Raw genomic sequence first — 17,047 nt, forward strand, 5'->3', positions numbered from 1 at the left:
CCGTCATGGGCATCCCTGCGGGGCCTCCAGCGCAGCGTGCGGTCAGTGAAAGGGGGATCTCACCGGTGGCCGACGACGAGCGCGTGGCTGAAGCCCAGGTCCTGGTGGCGCTCCACCCGCGAGAAGCCGGCGGCGCGGACGGCACGCTCCATGTCGCCCGGTGAGTAGGCCATGCCCTCGCCCGAGGCGAGGGTGAGGAAGTACGGCGACACCAGCCCGGCCGTCATCGGCCCGGTGCCCTCGTCGTCGCAGGAGATGTTGTAGACCAGGCACACGCCCCCGTCGGGGAGCGCGTCGTGGCACCGGCGCAGCAGCTCGGTGTTGCGCTCTAGCGACCAGATCTCGAAGATGTGGAACAGCAGGACCGCGTCGGCGCCCTCGGGCAGCGGGTCGGTCAGCAGGTCCCCGGCGCGGAAGCGGACCCGCTTGCGCAGGTCGGGGTCGTCGATCCGCTCGGAGGCGAGCCGGACCACGCTCTCCTGGTCGAACACCGTCACCGTGAGGTGCGGGTAGCGCCGCGCCAGCTCGATGGCGTTGGTGCCGTCGCCGCCGCCGACGTCGACGGCGTGCCGGACCCCGCTGAAGTCGTAGTGGTCCAGGAGCTGCGCGAACGACTTGCGCGACGCGTCGCCCATGTTGGCGTAGAAGACCTCCTGCAGGTCCGGGTGGGCGGTGAGCCGCTCGTACAGCGTCGTGCCGGGGCCGTCGAGGTGCCGCAGCCCCACGTTGGTGCCGCGCCGTACCGCCTCGGCCAGGTCCGGCATGCTCGCGTTGATGACCCGGGCCTGGACGTCGACGAGCGGGCCCAGGAAGCGCGCGCCGCCGCGCAGGAGCTTGCGGCTCACCACCGGGCTGTTGACGTACCTGCCGTCGCGCCGCTCCAGCAACCGCAGGGAGGCCAGCCCCAGCAGCAGGACGCGGGCCGGTTGCTCGGCGACCCCCAGGGCCGACGCGGCCTCGGCCACGTCCATTCCGCCGGAGGACTCTAGGTGTTCGAAGAGGTCGAACTCCAGGGCGGTGCGGAGCAGCTCGAAGGCGGTCGTGCCGTGGATGATGAGCCGCAGGTAATCGGAGTCCGACAGGGTGACGTTACCGCTGGTGACCATCGATGTCCCCTACAGAAAAGCTGGCGTTCCCGATGTGACGACTACTCAGAATCATCGACACGCCATTCACGTCCGCATCTCCGTAAATGCGGTGAGGTCACCGGGAAAGCGGTCCCGGGGAAAAGAACCGCGTCCGGCCGGCGGACGGCGGCCACGGGGCGGAAAACGGCACTGGTGAAGAAGCGGCACAGGGACGGGCGCGTTTACGATCCGGCACATGTACAGAAGATGCCGTGTATGCGAAGGTGAACTGCGGGAGTTCGTCGACCTGGGACGGCAGCCGACGGCCAACGGTTTCCTGCGGCCGGAGGAGACCGACGGGGAGTACTTCTTCCGTCTGGCGGCCGGGATCTGCACGGACTGCGCGATGGCGCAGCTCCTCGACGAGGTCCCGCAGGAACGCAGGTACCACGGCGGATACCGCTACCACGCGTCCGGATCCGCCGGTCACCGCAAGCACTTCGAGGAGAACGCGCTCCGCCTCCTCGAGACCGAGCTCACCGGTCCCGACCCGTTCATCGTCGAGATCGGCTGCAACGACGGGGTGATGCTGTCGACGATCGCCAGGGCCGGGGTACGGCACCTGGGCGTCGAGCCCTCCACCAACGTGGCCGAACTGGCCCGCGCCAGGGGCGTCGACGTGCTGACCGAGTTCTTCGACGAGCGGACGGCGGCCGGCATCCGCTCCCGCCACGGCGCCGCGGACGTCGTCTTCGGCGCCAACACCATCTGTCACATCGCGCACGTCGCCTCGCTGCTGCGCGGGGTCGACGCGCTGCTCGCGCCGGGCGGCGTCTTCGTGTTCGAGGAGCCCTACCTGGGCACGATCACGGAGCGGACCGCGTTCGACCAGATCTACGACGAGCACGTCTTCTACTTCAGCGTGACCTCGGTACGGGCGATGGCCGAGCGCCACGGGTTCGAGCTGGTCGACGCCGAGCGCATCCCGCTGCACGGTGGCGAGATCCGCTACACGCTGGCCCGGCCCGGCGCGCGGGTGCCGAGCCACGCGGTGCAGGAGCTGCTCGCCGAGGAGCGCGAGCGGGGACTGTCGGACCCCGCGACGCTCGGCCGCTTCCGGGACAGGGTCGAGCGCGTCCGGAAGGACCTGGTCACCCTGCTGCGCGACCTGCGCGCGCAGGGGAAGCGGGTGGTCGGCTACGGCGCCCCGGGCAAGAGCACCACGGTGACCAACTACTGCGGGATCGGCCCGGACCTGGTCCCGTTCGTGTGCGACTCCACCCCGTCCAAGCAGGGCCACCTCGTGCCCGGCTCGCACCTGCCGGTGCTGCCGCCGGAGGCGTTCTCCGACCCCTACCCCGACTACGCCCTGCTGTTCGCCTGGAACCACGCCGACGAGATCATGGCCAAGGAGCGGGCGTTCCGCCAGGGCGGGGGCCGGTGGATCCTGTACGTTCCCGAGGTCCGGATCGTCTGAGCCGCCCCGCGAGCCGCGCCCCGTGACGGGCCCCGTGACGGGCCCGCCGGGGCCGCCCCGCGCCCGGACCGTCACGGGACGCGGGCGGCTCGGCCGTCCCGGCCCGTAACGACGCACGGGCGGCTCAGGCGTCCCGGCCGTCATCGGACGCGGATCGCCCCGGCGCCCCGGGCGCAGGCGGACACGGAACACCGGACGCCGGATCGTTCCGGCGTCCGGTCATGCGATCACGCGGCCGTACGCCCCGAGACCACACGGCCCGAGGGTCCTCAGACCCCCGCCAGGCTCCGGCCCCGGCTGCGCCCCAGGCGGGCGGGCACGCACTCGCGTACCGCCTCGACGACCCGGTCCACGTCGGCGTCGCTCAGCCCCTGGTGCATGGGCAGCAGGAGCGTCCTGGCCGCGGCCTCGTCCGCGCCCGGCAGCACGGCGTCGGAGCCGTAGGCCGCCACCCGGTGCAGCGGCGGGTAGCGGAAGGTCGTGTAGATCCCGCGCTCGTACAGGTCGCGCGCGAGCCGGTCCCTGATGCCGCCCTCGACCTGGATCCAGTACATGTAGTGGGACGACTCGTGGCCGGCCGGCAGCGGCGGCGGGCAGAGCAGCCCCTCGACGCCGGCGAGCCCCCGGTCGTACCGCTCGGCGATCCGGCGCCTGCGGGCCACGAAGTCCGGCAGGCGGCCCAGCTGCACCAGGCCCACGGCGGAGAGCACGTCGTTGGTGACCGAGCGCCTGGAGAACGACGACAGCTCGAACTCCCACCACCGGGTGTGCTCGCGCATCGCCTGGTCGTACCCGCTGGTCTGCTCCATCCCCAGATAGGCCAGCTTGGGGGCGCGCGCCGCGAGCCCGGGGTCGCGGACGTACAGCATGCCGCCGTCCACGGTGACCATGATCTTGCCGTGGTCGAAGCTCCAGACCCCCATGTCGCCGAACGTCCCGCAGGCGCGGCCGTCGACGCGTGAGGCGACCCCGATCGCCGCGTCCTCGATCAGCAGGACGCCGCGCTCCCGGCACAGCCGCGCGATCTCCACGATGTCGCCGGGGTGACCGCCGTAGTGCAGGACGACGACGGCCCTGGTCCGCGGCGTCAGCGCGGCCTCGACGTGGGCGGCGGTGGGGTTCAGCGTCCGCGGGTCGACGTCGCAGAAGACCGGCCTGGCCCCGCGCGAGGCCACGGCGTTGCCCGCGCCGACGAAGCTGATCGTCGGCATGACCACCTCCGAGCCCGGTCCGGCACCGGCCAGCTCCATCGCGATGAACGTCGCCTCGGTGCACGAGTTGGTGGAGGTCACGTGCCGCGGCCCGACGCCGAGGTGACGGGCGAACCCCTCCTCGAACGCCCTCGTCCGCGCGCCCCGGCCGATCCAGTTGCTCTCGAAGACCTCCCGTACGGCCGCCAGTTCCCTTTCCCCGAGCATGGGCTGGAAGACATTGATCATTTCTTTCATCGGTACCCCGTTCACATGACGGCGGTTTTCCTCTGACGTCCATAGTGATGGCGGGGAACGGCGCCGACAATGAACGGGCCCGATACGGCAATTTCCGATAAACGTTCCCGTGCGGGCATGCGGGCACGAAACTCCAGGGCGGCCAGGGAATCCCGCGGCAACGGGCGGAGAACGCGGTGAAAGGCGCGGGAATTCGGGGGACCGCCGCAACCGGGAAGGTGCGCGGTGATTCCGCGCCGACCAGCATTGGGGGGACGCCGTGCCCGGGGCGGGGAACGCCCGCTACCGGGGAGGGCGGGACCGCGTGCCGGATCGCCCCGTGCCCCGGCCGCGGCCGCCGACCGGCATGCCGTTGACGAGGAGACCGAGAGGTGGTTCATGGCCGTGCCAGTGGTGGACCTCCCGGAGCCGCCGGGGGTGGACGCACGCGAGAACCCGACCGTCGCCGTGGTCGGCCTGGGGTACGTCGGATCGTGCCTTGCGGCGGCGCTGGCCGACCGCGGGCTGGACGTCGTCGGGGTCGACACCGATCCGGTGCTGGTCGGTGAGCTGAGGAGCGGTCACTGCCGCTTCCGGGAGCACGAGTTGGAGGAGGTCCTGTCGCGCGTCACGACGGCCGGCAGGCTGCGGGTCACCGGCGAGCATCCGGCCGTCTCCGCGGCCGACGTCGTGGTGGTGGCGGTCGGCACGCCGATCCGGGACGACGGGTCGATGGCCGACGGCCAGCTCCGCGCCGCCTGCCTGGCACTGGGCGAGCACCTGCGGCCCGGCCAGCTCGTGCTGCTCAAGAGCACCCTGGCCGCGGGCACCACCCGCGAGCTCGTGGTCCCGCTGCTGGAGCGCGGCGGGCTGACCGCCGGCAGGGACTTCATGCTCGCCTGCACCCCCGAGCGGCTCGCCGAGGGCACCGCCCTGGAGGAGCTGCGCACGCTGCCGATCGTGGTCGGCGGCATCGACGCCCGCAGCACGCGGGCCGCCGCGGAGTTCTGGCGGCGGGCCCTGGGGGTCCGGGTGATCGAGCACGAGTCACCGGAGGCGGCCGAGATCACCAAGCTGGCCAGCAACTGGTGGATCGACCTGAACATCGCCCTCGCCAACGAGCTGGCCATGTTCTGCTCGCTGTACGACGTGGACGTCCTCGACGTGATCGAGGCGGCCAACTCCCTGCCCAAGGGGTCCGGCAACGTCAACATCCTGCTGCCCAGCGCCGGGGTGGGCGGGTCGTGCCTGACCAAGGACCCGTGGATGGTGTGGCGGTCGGCCCGGAGCCGGGGCGTGGAGCTCCGGACGCCACAGGCCGGCCGCGAGGTCAACGAGGCCATGCCCGCCCACACCGCGCAGCTCGTCGTCGACGAGCTGGTCGCGCGCGGCAAGGACCCGGCCAGGTCGAAGGTCGCCGTCCTGGGCCTGGCCTTCAAGAACAACACCGGCGACCTGCGGGCCACCCCGGCGCGCGGCGTCATCGAGGCGCTGGCCAAGGCCGGAGCGGAGGTCAGCGCCCACGACCCGCTGGTCGACCCCGACCAGGCCGAGGAACTGCTGGGCGTCCGGCCGACGGAGAGCCTGCACGAGGCAGTCAGGGACGCCGACTGCCTGGCGATCCTGGCCCTGCACCGGTGCTTCGAGGACCTCGACGTCGCCGCGCTGCCCGTCGCCGAGTCCTGCCTGATCCTGGACGGGCGGGCCTACTACCCCAAGGAGACGATCGCCCGCCTGCGCGCCCTGGGGCACGCCTACCGGGGGATCGGGCGATGAGCGCCGTCCGCGCCGTCGTCACGGGCGGTTCCGGTTTCGTCGGCGGCCACCTGACCGACCGCCTGCTCGCCAGGGGCGACGAGGTCACCGTCTTCGACGGCGCGCCGCCACCCGGCCTGCCCGGCGGGGAGCACGCCCGTTACGTCGAGGGCGACGTCCGCGACCTCGACCGCCTGGCCGAGGCGATCACCCCCGGCGTGGACGTGGTCTACCACCTGGCCGCGGTGGTGGGGGTGGACCGCTACCTGGCCCGGCCGCTGGACGTCATCGACGTCAACTTCACCGGCACCCGCAACATGCTGGAGCTGGCGGCCAGGGCCGGGGCGCGGGTCGTGGTGGCGAGCACCAGCGAGGTCTTCGGCAAGAACCCCTCGGTGCCCTGGCCCGAGGACGGCGACCGCGTCCTCGGGCCGACCACGGCCGACCGCTGGACCTACTCCTCCAGCAAGGCGCTCAGCGAGCACCTCACGTTCGCCTTCGGGCGCCAGCACGGGCTGGAGGCCACGGTCGTCCGCTACTTCAACGTCTACGGGCCGCGCCAGCGCCCCGCCTACATCGTCAGCCGCAGCGTGCACCGGGCGCTCAACGGCCTGCCCCCGGTGGTGTACGACCGGGGCCGGCAGACCCGCTGTTTCACCTACGTGGCCGACGCGGTCGAGGGGACCCTGCTGGCCGCGGCCCGTCCCGAGGCGGTCGGGCGGGCCTTCAACCTCGGCAGCACCCGGGAGACCTCGGTGGCCGAGGTCGTCGCCCTCATCGCCGAGCTCACCGGCGCCGGCCCGGCCGTGCCGGTGGACACGGCCGAGAGGCTCGGCCCGGCCTACGAGGACCTGCCCCGCAGGGTGCCCGACACCTCGCGGGCACGCGCGCTGCTGGGCTGGGAGTGCGTCACGCCGCTCAGGGACGGACTGCTGAGGACCATCGAGTGGGCCCGCGCCAACCCCTGGTGGCTCGGGATCCCCGACAGCGGCGCCGCCTGACGGCGAACGGCGACGAGCGGGCCCCGCCTCCGCGCGACGGAGGCGGGGCCCGCTCGCGTCCGTACCGTGCCGACGGGCGGGGCCCGGGGAGCGGGCAGGAAGGGCCACGGCACGGCCCGCCGGGACGGGCATTGAGGGAGGAACGGCGAAGGCCGGCGCGGGAGGGCCTTCGCCCGTCCCGCACCGGCCTTTCCGGTGGTTCCCGATCTCTCCCGCGTTCCCGGTCCTCTCCGGCGGCTCAGCGGAGCTCGACGCCACCGTGCCGCACGGCCTCCAGGAAGTGCCCCCGGGACAGCGCCGAGGCCACGGTCTCGATGTCGTCGCTCATGAACCGGTCACGGTCGAGCGTGGGCACCAGCGCGCGGACGGCGTCGTAGGTCGCCCGGCCGGCCGGGCTCAGCCCGTCGTGGCGTCCCGAGACGTCCACCGCCTGGGCCGCGGCCAGGAACTCCACCGCGAGGATCCGGTCGTTGTTGCCCAGGACCCGGCGCGCGTTGCGGGCGCCGATCAGGCCCATGCTGACGACGTCCTGGTTGTCGCCGTTGGACGGCACGCTCTGCGTGCTGGCCGGGCCGATCGTCCGGTTCTCGGCCACCAGCGCCGTGGCGGGGTACTGCGCCCCGGCGAACCCGCTGTTGAGCCCCGGGTCCCCGGAGACCAGGAACTCGGGCAGGCCGTAGCTGAGGTGCCGGTTCAGCAGCCGGTTGGTCTGGCGCTCGGAGAGCACGCCGAGCTGGGTCAGCGCGATCGTCACGAAGTCCATCGCGAACGCGATCGGCTGGCCGTGGAAGTTGGCCCCGTGGAAGACCTCCTGACCCGGGAAGAACAGGGGGTTGTCGTTGGCGGAGTTGAGCTCGATGCGGAGCTTGTCCCCGGCGTGGGACAGGGTGTCCCGTACCGCGCCGAGGATCTGCGGCACCGCCCGCAGCGAGTAGGCCTTCTGCAGGTAGATGTCGGTGCGCTGGACCTCCACCCCGTCCCGCCTGCCCTGCTGCACCTGCCGCCGCAGGTCGCGGTGGTCGACCGTCAGGCCGCTGCCGCCCATGAGCGTCCGCAGGTTGGCCGCGCTGTCGATCTGGCCGGGGTGCGGGCGGGCGATCTCGTGGCCCTCGGGCAGGAAGGGGCTGGTCGAGCCGCGGAGGGTCTCGATGATCAGGGCCGAGACGATCTCGGCCTGCCTCACCTGGTCCAGGGCCCGGCAGACGACGAGCGAGCCCAGCCCGGTCATCGCGGAGGTGCCGTTGATCAGCGCGAGGCCCTCCTTGAAGCGCAGCTCCAGCGGGACGATCCCGTGCTCGCGCAGGACCGTCGCGGTCTCGACCGGCCGCCCGTCCCGCAGGACGTACCCCTCGCCGATGACCGTCGAGGCGATGTGGGACAGCGGCGCCAGGTCGCCGCTGGCGCCGAGCGACCCGATCTCCGGGATGGCCGGGGTGATCCCCCGGTTGAGGTAGAGGGCCAGACGCTCCAGCACCTGCGGTCGTACGGCGGAGTGGCCCTTGGCCAGGGCGTTGAGCCGGGCGGCCAGGATCGCCCTGGCCTCCTCCTCGCCGAAGAGCGGGCCCACGCCGGCGCTGTGGCTGCGGACCAGGTTGGTCTGCAGCTCCACCTCCTTGGAGACGTCGACCAGCATGTAGATCATCTCGCCGTAGCCGGTGGTGACGCCGTAGATGGGGATGTTCTGGCGGGCGATGTCCTCGAACATGCGCCGGCTCTCCGCCGCCCGTGACAGGGCCTCGGGGGTGACGCTGCAGGACGCCCTGTCCACGGCCACCCGCCGGACGTCCCCGATGTCCAGGCTCTCACCGTCGAACCCGACCTCCACGCGGGTCTCTACCATGGTCACATTACTCACCTCTGACAATTCATGAGATCGCACGAATCACAGCGGAATGGAAATCACGACAGCGTTCACAGATTCTGTGCGAAGAGCGCCCCGGAGTCCAGCGCCGAGAGTGCGAATATGCTCTCGAAAGGGGTTCATGTTCCTGCCATATTCGCACGGCGGCCGCCGCAACACGGAAGATGCGCGGCCGGACGGCGACGGTGAGGATGCGGTGGACGGATTCATCGGAACCGCCGCCGGGTCGTTTTCCGCGTGCGGTCGCCGCGGCCTGGGCAGGCCGCCCGTTCGAGAGGAGTACCGGTGAGTTCACCGCAGGAATACGACGTGGTGGTGGTCGGAGGTGGACCGGCGGGATCCACCGTCTCCACTCTCGTGAGCAAACACGGGCACCGGGTCCTCCTGCTGGAGAAGGAGAGCTTCCCCCGTTACCAGATCGGCGAGTCGCTGCTTCCCGCGACCGTTCACGGAATCGCCCACCTGCTCGGCGTCGACGACGAGATCCGGCGCGCTGGTTTCACCGTGAAACGCGGTGGTACGTTCAAGTGGGGCAGCAATCCGAAGCCGTGGACATTCGAGTTCGCCGTCTCCCGTAGAATGGCCGGGCCCACCTCCCACGCGTACCAGGTGGAGCGGATGAAATTCGACACCATCCTGCTCGAGAACGCGCGCAAGAACGGCGTGGACGTACGGGAGAACAGCCCCGTCACGGGCGTCGTCGAGGAGGACGGGCGCGTCCGCGGCGTGCGCTACCGCGACCTGGACGGGAGGACCACCGAGGTCCGCGCCCGGTACGTCGTCGACGCCTCCGGCAACACCAGCCGCCTGTACGGCAAGGCGGGCTCGGAGCGGAAGTACTCGCCGTTCTTCCGGAACCTGGCGCTGTTCACGTACTACGAGGGCGGAGGGCGGCTGCCCGAGCCGTACTCGGGCAACATCCTGAGCGTCGCCTTCGACCACGGCTGGTTCTGGTACATCCCCCTCAGCCCCACCCTGACCAGCGTCGGAGCGGTGGTGGGCCAGGAGTCGGCGCAGCTCGTGCAGGGAGACCCCGAGGAGGCGATGCGGAGGTTCATCGACGCCTGCCCCCTCATCCGCGAGAAGCTGGCCGGCGCCACCCGCGTCACCGAGGGACCCTACGGACGCTTCCGGGTCCGCAAGGACTGGTCGTACTGCAACACGCGCTTCTGGGGCCCGGGAATGGTCCTGGTCGGCGACGCGGCCTGCTTCGTCGACCCGGTCTTCTCCTCGGGCGTGCACCTGGCCACCTACGGGGGGCTGCTGGCCGCCCGGTCCGTCAACTCCTGCCTGGCCGGCACGATCGACGAGGAGAGCGCCTTCGCCGAGTTCGAGCGCCGCTACCGCCGCGAGTACGGGCTCTTCCACGAGTTCCTCATCGGCTTCTACGACATGCACCGCTCCGAGGACTCCTACTTCTGGCAGGCGCGCAAGGTCTCCAACACCGCCCCCACGGACATCGAGGCGTTCGTCGAGCTGGTCGGCGGCGTGGCCTCGGACGAGATCGCCGACGGCGTCATGGCCCGCGCGCGGATGGCGGCCACCTCCCGGGAGCTGGCCAGGACGGTCGCCACGTTCGAGGAGCAGCCCGTGGAGTCCCTCGGCGCCGCGAGCGGACCGGTCCTGTCCAAGCTGCTGGAGCAGGGCGCGGCCCTGCAGGGGCGGGCCCTGCTCGGCGAGCGGGCCGGCGAGGGCGGGCCGCTGGAGCCCGGTGGCCTGCGCGCCTCCGCGGACGGCCTGATGTGGGTCCGGCACGAGACGGCCTGACGCGGGCCGGTGAACGGAGCGACCGATCATGCCGTCAGCGGGCTCGGCCTTCCTGCTCTTCCTGGTCCAGGTGGGCGTGCTGCTCTCCCTGGCCCTCCTGCTCGGGCGCGTCGCGGCCCGGCTGGGACTTCCCGTGCTGGTCGGCGAGCTGCTGGCCGGGGTGCTGCTGGGCCCGACGGTGCTGGGCCACGCCGCCCCGCAGCTCGCCGGACAGCTCTTCCCGGCCGGGCAGACCCAGCTCCTGGACGCCTTCGGCCAGATCGGGGTGCTGCTGCTGGTCGGCATCACCGGCGCCCAGCTCGACCCCGGACTGCTGCGCGAGCGCGGCGCGGTCGCGCTGCGGATCAGCCTCGCCGGGCTGCTGGTGCCGCTGGCACTGGGCGTGGCGACCGGGTACCTCCTGCCCGGCGAGGTCCTGGCCCCCGGCACCTCCCGGGACGTCTTCGCCCTGTTCATCGGCGTCACCATGTGCGTCACGGCACTGCCCGTGATCGCCAAGACGCTGAGCGACCTCGGCATCCTGCACCGCAGGATCAGCCAGTTCATCGTCACCGCCGCGCTCTTCGACGACGCCGTGGGGTGGCTGCTGCTCTCGTTCGTCTCGGCGATGGCGGCGGGCCGGGCCCACGCCGGCGGCGTGGCGGCGACCGTGGCGTACACGGTGGCCTTCGTCGCCGCCGCGGTCCTGCTCTGCCGCCCGCTCGCGCGCCGCGCGCTGCCCGTGGTGACCCGGGACGCGGGCTCGTCGATCGCGACCGCGGTCTCGATCGTGCTGTTCTCCGCCGCCGTCACCGGGGCGATGGGCATGGAGGCGCTGTTCGGCGCCTTCGTCGCCGGAGCGGCCGTCCTCACCCTGGTGGACCCGGTACGGCTGGCGCCGCTGCGCACGATCGTCATGTCGGTCTTCGCGCCCGTCTTCCTGGCCGGCATCGGCCTGCGCCTGGACCTGACGGCGCTGACCCGGCCCGAGATCCTGGCCGTCGGCGTCCTGCTGCTCCTGGTGGCGACCGCCGGCAAGTTCGCCGGCGCCTACCTGGGCGCGCGGACCGGCCGGCTGAACCACTGGGAGGCGCTGGCCCTGGGCGCGGGCATGAACTCCCGCGGCATGGTCGAGGTGATCATCGCCGCGACCGGCCTGGCACTCGGGGTGCTGACCACGGCGATGTTCACCGTCATCGTCTTCATCGCGGTCGTCACCTCGCTGACCGCGCCCCCGCTGCTGCGCGCGGCGGTGCGGCGCCTCCCGCCCGACGAGGAGGAGCTCGCGCGCCGGGAGCGGCAGGCCGCGTGGCACGCCGCGGGATGACGTCCCGGGACACCGCGAGAGGACGGCGCGGTCCCGGGGTCGCGCCTCCTGGGGGAACGCGATTCCCGGAGAGCGAGGAACGCAATTCCCGAGAAGCATCGACGAGAACAGAAATCTACGCTGGACGTGCGCGTTCCCGCCCGTACCGGGCCGCCGGGGAAAGGCCCCGCGAATGCCCGTACCGCCGGGGAGTCACTAGGGAAAGGTATCGGCAATGACCACCGTCGCACCGGTTGAGCAGATTCCGCTGAGTTTTCACCAGGAGTTCCTGTGCGCGTTCGACACGGGCACCACGGAGGGCCCGTTCGGCCCCCGCTACCACGTGGTCGGGGCATGGCGCCTGCGCGGCGAGCTCGACCTGACGGCGCTGGAGGCGGCCCTGAGCGACGTGGTGGCCAGGCACGAGGCGCTGCGTACCGTGATCGTCCGCGACGGCGAGCGGCCGTACCAGCGCGTCCTGGCCCCCTGCTCCCCGCGGCTGACCGTGCGGGACCTCGGCGGATGCCCCGCGGACGAGCGTGAGAGCCGCGCCGAGGAGCTGCTCAACGAGGTGGAGTCGGGGACCAACGACGCCTGCGAGGTCCCGCTGCTGCGGGCCGTCGTGGGCCGCTTCGACGACACCGACGCGGTGCTCGTGCTCAACGCCCACCACACCGCCGCCGACGCCTGGTCGATCGACGTGATCCTGCGCGACCTGCTCGCCTGCCACGCCGCCCGCGCCGCGGGCACGGAACCGGACCTGCCCGACGTGCCGCAGTACCAGGAGTACGCCCGCCACGAGCGGGAGAACGCCGACTCCCCGGCCGCGGTCGCGGCGCGCGCGTACTGGCGGGACACGCTGCGGGACGCGCACATCACCGCGCTGCGCTCCGACCGTCCCCGCTCCGCCGGAGCGCCCAAGGCGACCTCCTGGCACCGCTTCGCCGTCGACCCCGAGGTGGCCTCCGCGGCCGTGTCCCTGGCCGGTGAGCTGAAGAGCTCGCCGTTCATGGTCCTGTTCGCCGCCTACCAGGTGTTCCTGAGCCGGCTGACCGGCACCGACGACCTCGTGGTGCCGACGTTCACGCCCGGCCGCGGCAACGCGCGCTTCCACGAGACGGTCGGGTCGTTCATCAACTTCCTCCCGCTCAGGACGGACCTGTCGGGCTGCGGGACGTTCCGCGACGTGGTCCGCAGGACCCGCCAGGCCTGCCTGGGCGCCTACTCGCACGACGTCCCGTTCGTGCAGATCCTGGGGGAGGCCCCCACCCTGATGGCCCCGGTGGCCAGCGACGACCTCCAGGTCAGCGCCTTCCAGGCGATCAGCTCGCCGTACCTGGCGACCGACGAGCGGGCCGGAGGACTCACCTACTCCAAGCTGTGGCGGCGGACCGTCTCCCAGGAGGTCGGCTCCGACGTCCCCGACGGCATCCTGTGGACCCTGCACATCGGGCCCTCCAACGACATGGTCGGGAGCCTGGGATTCAACAGCAACCGCTTCGACGCCGACACGATGAGCCGGATGCTGGCCGACTTCCTGCGGGTGCTGCGCGCGGCGGTGACCGCACCGGACACCGACCCGAGGCGGCTCTGACCCGGTGCCCGCGCGGAACGCGGGCGCGCACGGCAGATGCGGCGACAGACGACGAGATCCGGAGACGCCATGGTCGACCACCCCACCGCCGGACCGGACGCTCCCCGGCCGGACGCGACCGGCCCGAACGCGGGCCTGCCGGACACGACCGCACGGAACGCGACCGGACGGGACGCGACCGGGCCGGACGCGGCCGGTCCCCGGCGAAGCACCCGTCCCCTGACCGGAGAGGAGTACATCGAGACCCTCCGGGACGGCCGTGAGATCTACATCTACGGGGAGCGCGTCAAGGACGTGCCGTCGCACCCCGCGTTCCACAACCCCGCGCGCATGGTCGCGCGGCTCTACGACGCGCTGCACGACCCGGCCCGGCGCGAGGTGCTCACGGCGCCGACCGACACCGGGAGCGACGGGTACACCCACCGGTTCTTCACCACCCCCCGCAGCGTCGACGACCTGGTCGCCGACCAGCGGGCCATCGCCGAGTGGGCCCGGATGACCTACGGCTGGATGGGACGCAGCCCCGACTTCAAGGCCTCCTTCCTCGGCACGCTCGGTGCCAACGCCGACTTCTACGCGCCCTTCGACGACAACGCGCGGCGCTGGTACCGGGAGTCGCAGGAGAAGGTGCTGTACTGGAACCACGCGTTCGTCCACCCGCCGGTGGACCGGGACCGGCCGCCGGACGAGGTCGCCGACGTCTTCGTGCACGTCGAGAAGGAGACCGACGCCGGCCTCGTGGTCAGCGGGGCCAAGGTGGTGGCCACCGGCTCGGCGCTGACGCACTACAACTTCATCGCGCACGCCGGCCTGCCGGTCAAGGACCGCAGGTTCGCGCTGGTCGCCACCGTCCCGATGTCCGCTCCCGGGATGAAGCTGGTCTGCCGCACCTCCTACACCGCGGCCTCGGCGGTCATGGGCACGCCCTTCGACTACCCGCTCTCCTCGCGGATGGACGAGAACGACACCCTGCTCATCCTGGACAAGGTGCTCATCCCCTGGGAGAACGTGTTCGTCTACGGCCACCTGGGCAAGGTCCGGGCCTTCTCCGGCCAGTCGGGCTTCATGGAGCGGGCGGCCTTCCACGGCTGCACGCGGCTGGCCGTGAAGCTCGACTTCATCGCGGGCCTGCTCGTCAAGGCGCTGGAGATGAACGGCACCGCCGACTTCCGGGGCGTGCAGACCCGCCTGGGCGAGGTGCTGGCCTGGCGGAACCTGTTCTGGGGCCTGTCGGACGCGGCGGCGCGCAACCCGGTGCCGTGGAAGAACTCCGCGCTGCTGCCCAACCCGCAGTACGTGATGGCCTACCGCTGGTTCATGCAGCTCGGCTACACCCGGATCAAGGAGATCATCGAGCAGGACGTCGCCAGCGGGCTGATCTACGTCAACTCCAGCACCGCCGACTTCAAGAACCCCGAGATCCGCCCGTACCTCGACAAGTACCTGCGCGGCTCGCACGGCGCGGACGCCGTGGACCGGGTCAAGCTGATGAAACTCCTCTGGGACGCGGTGGGCTCGGAGTTCGGCGGACGGCACGAGCTGTACGAGCGCAACTACTCCGGCAACCACGAGAACATCCGGCTGGAGCTCCTCTTCAGCCAGACCGCCGGCCGGCAGATCGACGAGTACAAGGCCCTGGTCGACCAGTGCCTCGGCGAGTACGACCTGGAGGGCTGGACCGTGCCGGACCTGTCCTCCTTCGAGGAGCTGCGGCACTTCACCTCCGACGCGTTCAACGGCTGAGCGGGCCCTACCGCTCCACCTGCCGGCCGGTACGAGAAGCGTCCTGACAAGCACGAAAGGGGTAACCGACGATGACAGCCCTCATCCGCGTGAAACCGGATGCCGCTCCCGAGGAGGTCGTCGAGGCGCTCGAGCGCGACGGCGTGGTGATCGTCGAAGGACTCGCCGACGAGGCGACGATGAAGGGCCTCTGGGCCGACCTCGGCCCGGACCTGGAGGCCTCCGACTACTGCGAGAGCGGCTACGACGGCCACCGGACCCGGCGGATCTCCTCGCTGTTCGCCCGCACGACCCACCTGACGCCGGTCGTCACCCACCCCCTCTACCTGGGACCGGCCCGGACGATCATGCAGCGGCCGGTGCCGATCTGGATCGGCCGCTCCCGCATCGAGATGACGCCGAACATCCACATCAGCGCCACCCAGGCGATCCAGATCGACCCCGGACAGGGCAAGCAGCCCCTGCACCGCGAGGACACGCTCTACCTGCGCCCGCACCCGGGCCCCACGATCCGGCTGCAGCTCATGCTCGCCATGACCGACTTCACCGCGGAGAACGGCGCCACGCTGGTGATCCCGGGAAGCCACCACTGGGACGACGAGCGCGCCCCGCGGTACGCCGAGAGCATCCCCGCCGAGATGCCCGCCGGGTCGGCGCTCATCTTCGCCGGAGGGGTGTACCACTGCGGCGGCAGGAACGACACCGACCGGCCGCGCGTCGGCCTGACCCTCTCGCTGGACGTGGCGAACCTGCGCCAGGAGGAGAACCAGTACATCGCGGTGCCGAAGGAGGCGGTGCTGGCCCACCCCGAGGAGGTCCGGCGCCTGCTCGGCTACGACCGCTGCCCGCCGGGAGTGGGCTGGTTCGAGCTCCAGGACCCGCACATGGTGCTGGAGCACGACGACATCGCCCAGGCGCGCGCGGCCGCGGACCTGATGGGACTCAACGCCTCCCGCGAGAACGCCGTTCGCGAGAGCGCCTCCGGCGAGAACGCCTCCCGTGAGGCGGCGGGCGCGCCCCGGGAGACGGTCGACGCCTGAGCCGACCCCGGCGACCGAAAAGCCCCTGGCCGATGGCCAGGGGCTTTTCGCATCCGCGTCCGTCCGCGTCATTCCGTGTTCGTCACACCGGACGACCGGGAGGCCCCGGACGACAGCGAAGCGGCCCTCCGCCCGGCGGTGGCGAACAGCATGTGCATGCCGGTGTCCGAGAGCCGGTCCTCCTGCTCGACGGCGACCCGGAAGCCGCGCTCGCGCAGCATCGACACGACCCGCGCCAGCCGGCCCCCGATGTCGTGCACCTCCAGCGCCAGATGGCCGATCCTGGCCCAGTCGGGCTCCTCGATACCGGCCAGCACGTCCAGTTCGCCCTTCTCCACGTCGATCTTCAGCAGGTCCACCCGGTCCACCCCGTGCTCCCGTATCAGGGAGGAGAGGGTGACGGTCCGGCACTCCACGTGGGACAGCCGGTGCCGCGACCGGGCCAGCCTCTCGGCGGCCGGCGCGGGCACCCCGCCGCGCACCAGGAGCCGCCTGGCGAGCTCGGTCTCCTCCGGCTCGTCGGCGTAGAAACCCGACTCCGCCGGCGCCTGCGGGTAGTAGCCGAAGCGCCGGGTGCCGTTCCGGTCGGACACGGCGACCTCGTGCGCCACTCCCGAGGGGACGTGCCGGTCGAAGTTCTCGCGCAGCGCCGCGTAGGTGTCCGGCCCGGGCTCCGCGGCGACGACGAGCGCGTCCGGGTGACGCTGCTTGAAGAAGATCGACGCGAGCCCGATGTTCGCGCCGATGTCGAAGATCACGTCGAGGCCGGTGGAAGGGAAGCCGTCCCTCAGGTACGACTCCTCGACGAATATCTCCCGATAGATCACAGCCGCTTCTCCGGGATCGACCTGCGTCACCTCCAGGCCGTTCGGCAGGCGCCTGCGCACGAGTCCCATCTCTCCTCCTCACGGCGCGGGGGGGGGGGGGAAGGGGGGGGGGGGGGGGGGGGGGCGGTCCAACTACGCTCTGCGCTTTTCTCTGCCGTCTTTCCTCTGTGTCTCTGGGGAAGCGGGGGGGGGGACAATGACCC

General features: G+C 71.8%; 12 protein-coding genes. 8 read left to right on the forward strand and 4 right to left on the reverse strand.

Annotated features, from left to right (window positions below; translation table 11 throughout):
• Positions 1-59 precede the first annotated feature (59 nt).
• On the reverse strand, positions 60-1,106 hold the full coding sequence (locus ACZ6RT_RS03460; RefSeq protein ID WP_470152113.1) for a methyltransferase: 1,047 nt from the start codon (positions 1,104-1,106) through the stop codon (positions 60-62).
• A 217-nt stretch (positions 1,107-1,323) separates the two neighbouring features.
• Here ACZ6RT_RS03460 and ACZ6RT_RS03465 point away from each other — a divergent pair, with 217 nt between their 5' ends.
• On the forward strand, positions 1,324-2,544 hold the full coding sequence (locus ACZ6RT_RS03465) for a methyltransferase domain-containing protein (RefSeq protein WP_470152114.1): 1,221 nt from the start codon (positions 1,324-1,326) through the stop codon (positions 2,542-2,544).
• Between the two features lie 269 nt (positions 2,545-2,813).
• On the opposite strand, the gene ACZ6RT_RS03470 is transcribed toward ACZ6RT_RS03465, so the two are convergent.
• Complete coding sequence (locus ACZ6RT_RS03470) at positions 2,814-3,983, reverse strand: DegT/DnrJ/EryC1/StrS family aminotransferase (protein ID WP_470152115.1); 1,170 nt, start codon at positions 3,981-3,983, stop codon at positions 2,814-2,816.
• A gap of 387 nt (positions 3,984-4,370) precedes the next feature.
• On the opposite strand from ACZ6RT_RS03470, the gene ACZ6RT_RS03475 reads away from it, so the two are divergent.
• Positions 4,371-5,747: a nucleotide sugar dehydrogenase gene (locus ACZ6RT_RS03475; protein WP_470152116.1), complete on the forward strand. Its 1,377-nt coding sequence runs from the start codon at positions 4,371-4,373 to the stop codon at positions 5,745-5,747.
• Entirely contained in the window at positions 5,744-6,727 is a 984-nt protein-coding gene (locus ACZ6RT_RS03480) for an NAD-dependent epimerase/dehydratase family protein (protein ID WP_470152117.1), read from the forward strand. The genes ACZ6RT_RS03475 and ACZ6RT_RS03480 overlap by 4 nt, the downstream gene beginning before the upstream one ends.
• A 238-nt stretch (positions 6,728-6,965) precedes the next feature.
• Here the strand turns inward: ACZ6RT_RS03480 and cmdF are convergent, their stop codons facing one another.
• On the reverse strand, positions 6,966-8,567 hold the full coding sequence (cmdF, locus tag ACZ6RT_RS03485) for a tyrosine 2,3-aminomutase (protein ID WP_399188937.1): 1,602 nt from the start codon (positions 8,565-8,567) through the stop codon (positions 6,966-6,968).
• A gap of 306 nt (positions 8,568-8,873) precedes the next feature.
• Here cmdF and ACZ6RT_RS03490 point away from each other — a divergent pair, with 306 nt between their 5' ends.
• The 5 genes from ACZ6RT_RS03490 (at position 8,874) to ACZ6RT_RS03510 (ending at position 16,017) form a co-directional block, all read left to right on the forward strand.
• Positions 8,874-10,355, forward strand: coding sequence for an FAD-dependent oxidoreductase (locus tag ACZ6RT_RS03490; RefSeq protein ID WP_399188901.1), 1,482 nt, complete (start codon positions 8,874-8,876; stop codon positions 10,353-10,355).
• A gap of 28 nt (positions 10,356-10,383) precedes the next feature.
• The gene (locus ACZ6RT_RS03495) at positions 10,384-11,661 is read left to right on the forward strand and encodes a cation:proton antiporter (protein ID WP_399188903.1); all 1,278 of its coding nucleotides are present in this window, start codon (positions 10,384-10,386) and stop codon (positions 11,659-11,661) included.
• Positions 11,662-11,875: 214 nt separating this feature from the next.
• Entirely contained in the window at positions 11,876-13,234 is a 1,359-nt protein-coding gene (locus ACZ6RT_RS03500) for a condensation domain-containing protein (RefSeq protein WP_470152118.1), read from the forward strand.
• Between the two features lie 69 nt (positions 13,235-13,303).
• Positions 13,304-14,977: a 4-hydroxyphenylacetate 3-hydroxylase family protein gene (locus ACZ6RT_RS03505; RefSeq protein ID WP_470152119.1), complete on the forward strand. Its 1,674-nt coding sequence runs from the start codon at positions 13,304-13,306 to the stop codon at positions 14,975-14,977.
• A gap of 71 nt (positions 14,978-15,048) precedes the next feature.
• On the forward strand, positions 15,049-16,017 hold the full coding sequence (locus ACZ6RT_RS03510; RefSeq protein ID WP_399188909.1) for a phytanoyl-CoA dioxygenase family protein: 969 nt from the start codon (positions 15,049-15,051) through the stop codon (positions 16,015-16,017).
• Positions 16,018-16,085: 68 nt separating this feature from the next.
• Here the strand turns inward: ACZ6RT_RS03510 and ACZ6RT_RS03515 are convergent, their stop codons facing one another.
• Positions 16,086-16,913, reverse strand: coding sequence for an FkbM family methyltransferase (locus ACZ6RT_RS03515; protein ID WP_470152120.1), 828 nt, complete (start codon positions 16,911-16,913; stop codon positions 16,086-16,088).
• Positions 16,914-17,047: the final 134 nt, after the last annotated feature.

Source organism: Streptosporangium sp. NPDC050148 (assembly GCF_055586505.1).

What these genes read in the sequence shown, in the direction of transcription:
- ACZ6RT_RS03460 (WP_470152113.1), bottom strand. Translation starts at nt 1,106, where the DNA reads ATGGTCACCAGCGGTAACGTCACCCTGTCGGACTCCGATTACCTGCGG.
- ACZ6RT_RS03465 (WP_470152114.1), top strand. Translation starts at nt 1,324, where the DNA reads ATGTACAGAAGATGCCGTGTATGCGAAGGTGAACTGCGGGAGTTCGTC.
- ACZ6RT_RS03470 (WP_470152115.1), bottom strand. Translation starts at nt 3,983, where the DNA reads ATGATCAATGTCTTCCAGCCCATGCTCGGGGAAAGGGAACTGGCGGCC.
- ACZ6RT_RS03475 (WP_470152116.1), top strand. Translation starts at nt 4,371, where the DNA reads ATGGCCGTGCCAGTGGTGGACCTCCCGGAGCCGCCGGGGGTGGACGCA.
- ACZ6RT_RS03480 (WP_470152117.1), top strand. Translation starts at nt 5,744, where the DNA reads ATGAGCGCCGTCCGCGCCGTCGTCACGGGCGGTTCCGGTTTCGTCGGC.
- cmdF (WP_399188937.1), bottom strand. Translation starts at nt 8,567, where the DNA reads ATGGTAGAGACCCGCGTGGAGGTCGGGTTCGACGGTGAGAGCCTGGAC.
- ACZ6RT_RS03495 (WP_399188903.1), top strand. Translation starts at nt 10,384, where the DNA reads ATGCCGTCAGCGGGCTCGGCCTTCCTGCTCTTCCTGGTCCAGGTGGGC.
- ACZ6RT_RS03500 (WP_470152118.1), top strand. Translation starts at nt 11,876, where the DNA reads ATGACCACCGTCGCACCGGTTGAGCAGATTCCGCTGAGTTTTCACCAG.
- ACZ6RT_RS03505 (WP_470152119.1), top strand. Translation starts at nt 13,304, where the DNA reads ATGGTCGACCACCCCACCGCCGGACCGGACGCTCCCCGGCCGGACGCG.
- ACZ6RT_RS03510 (WP_399188909.1), top strand. Translation starts at nt 15,049, where the DNA reads ATGACAGCCCTCATCCGCGTGAAACCGGATGCCGCTCCCGAGGAGGTC.
- ACZ6RT_RS03515 (WP_470152120.1), bottom strand. Translation starts at nt 16,913, where the DNA reads ATGGGACTCGTGCGCAGGCGCCTGCCGAACGGCCTGGAGGTGACGCAG.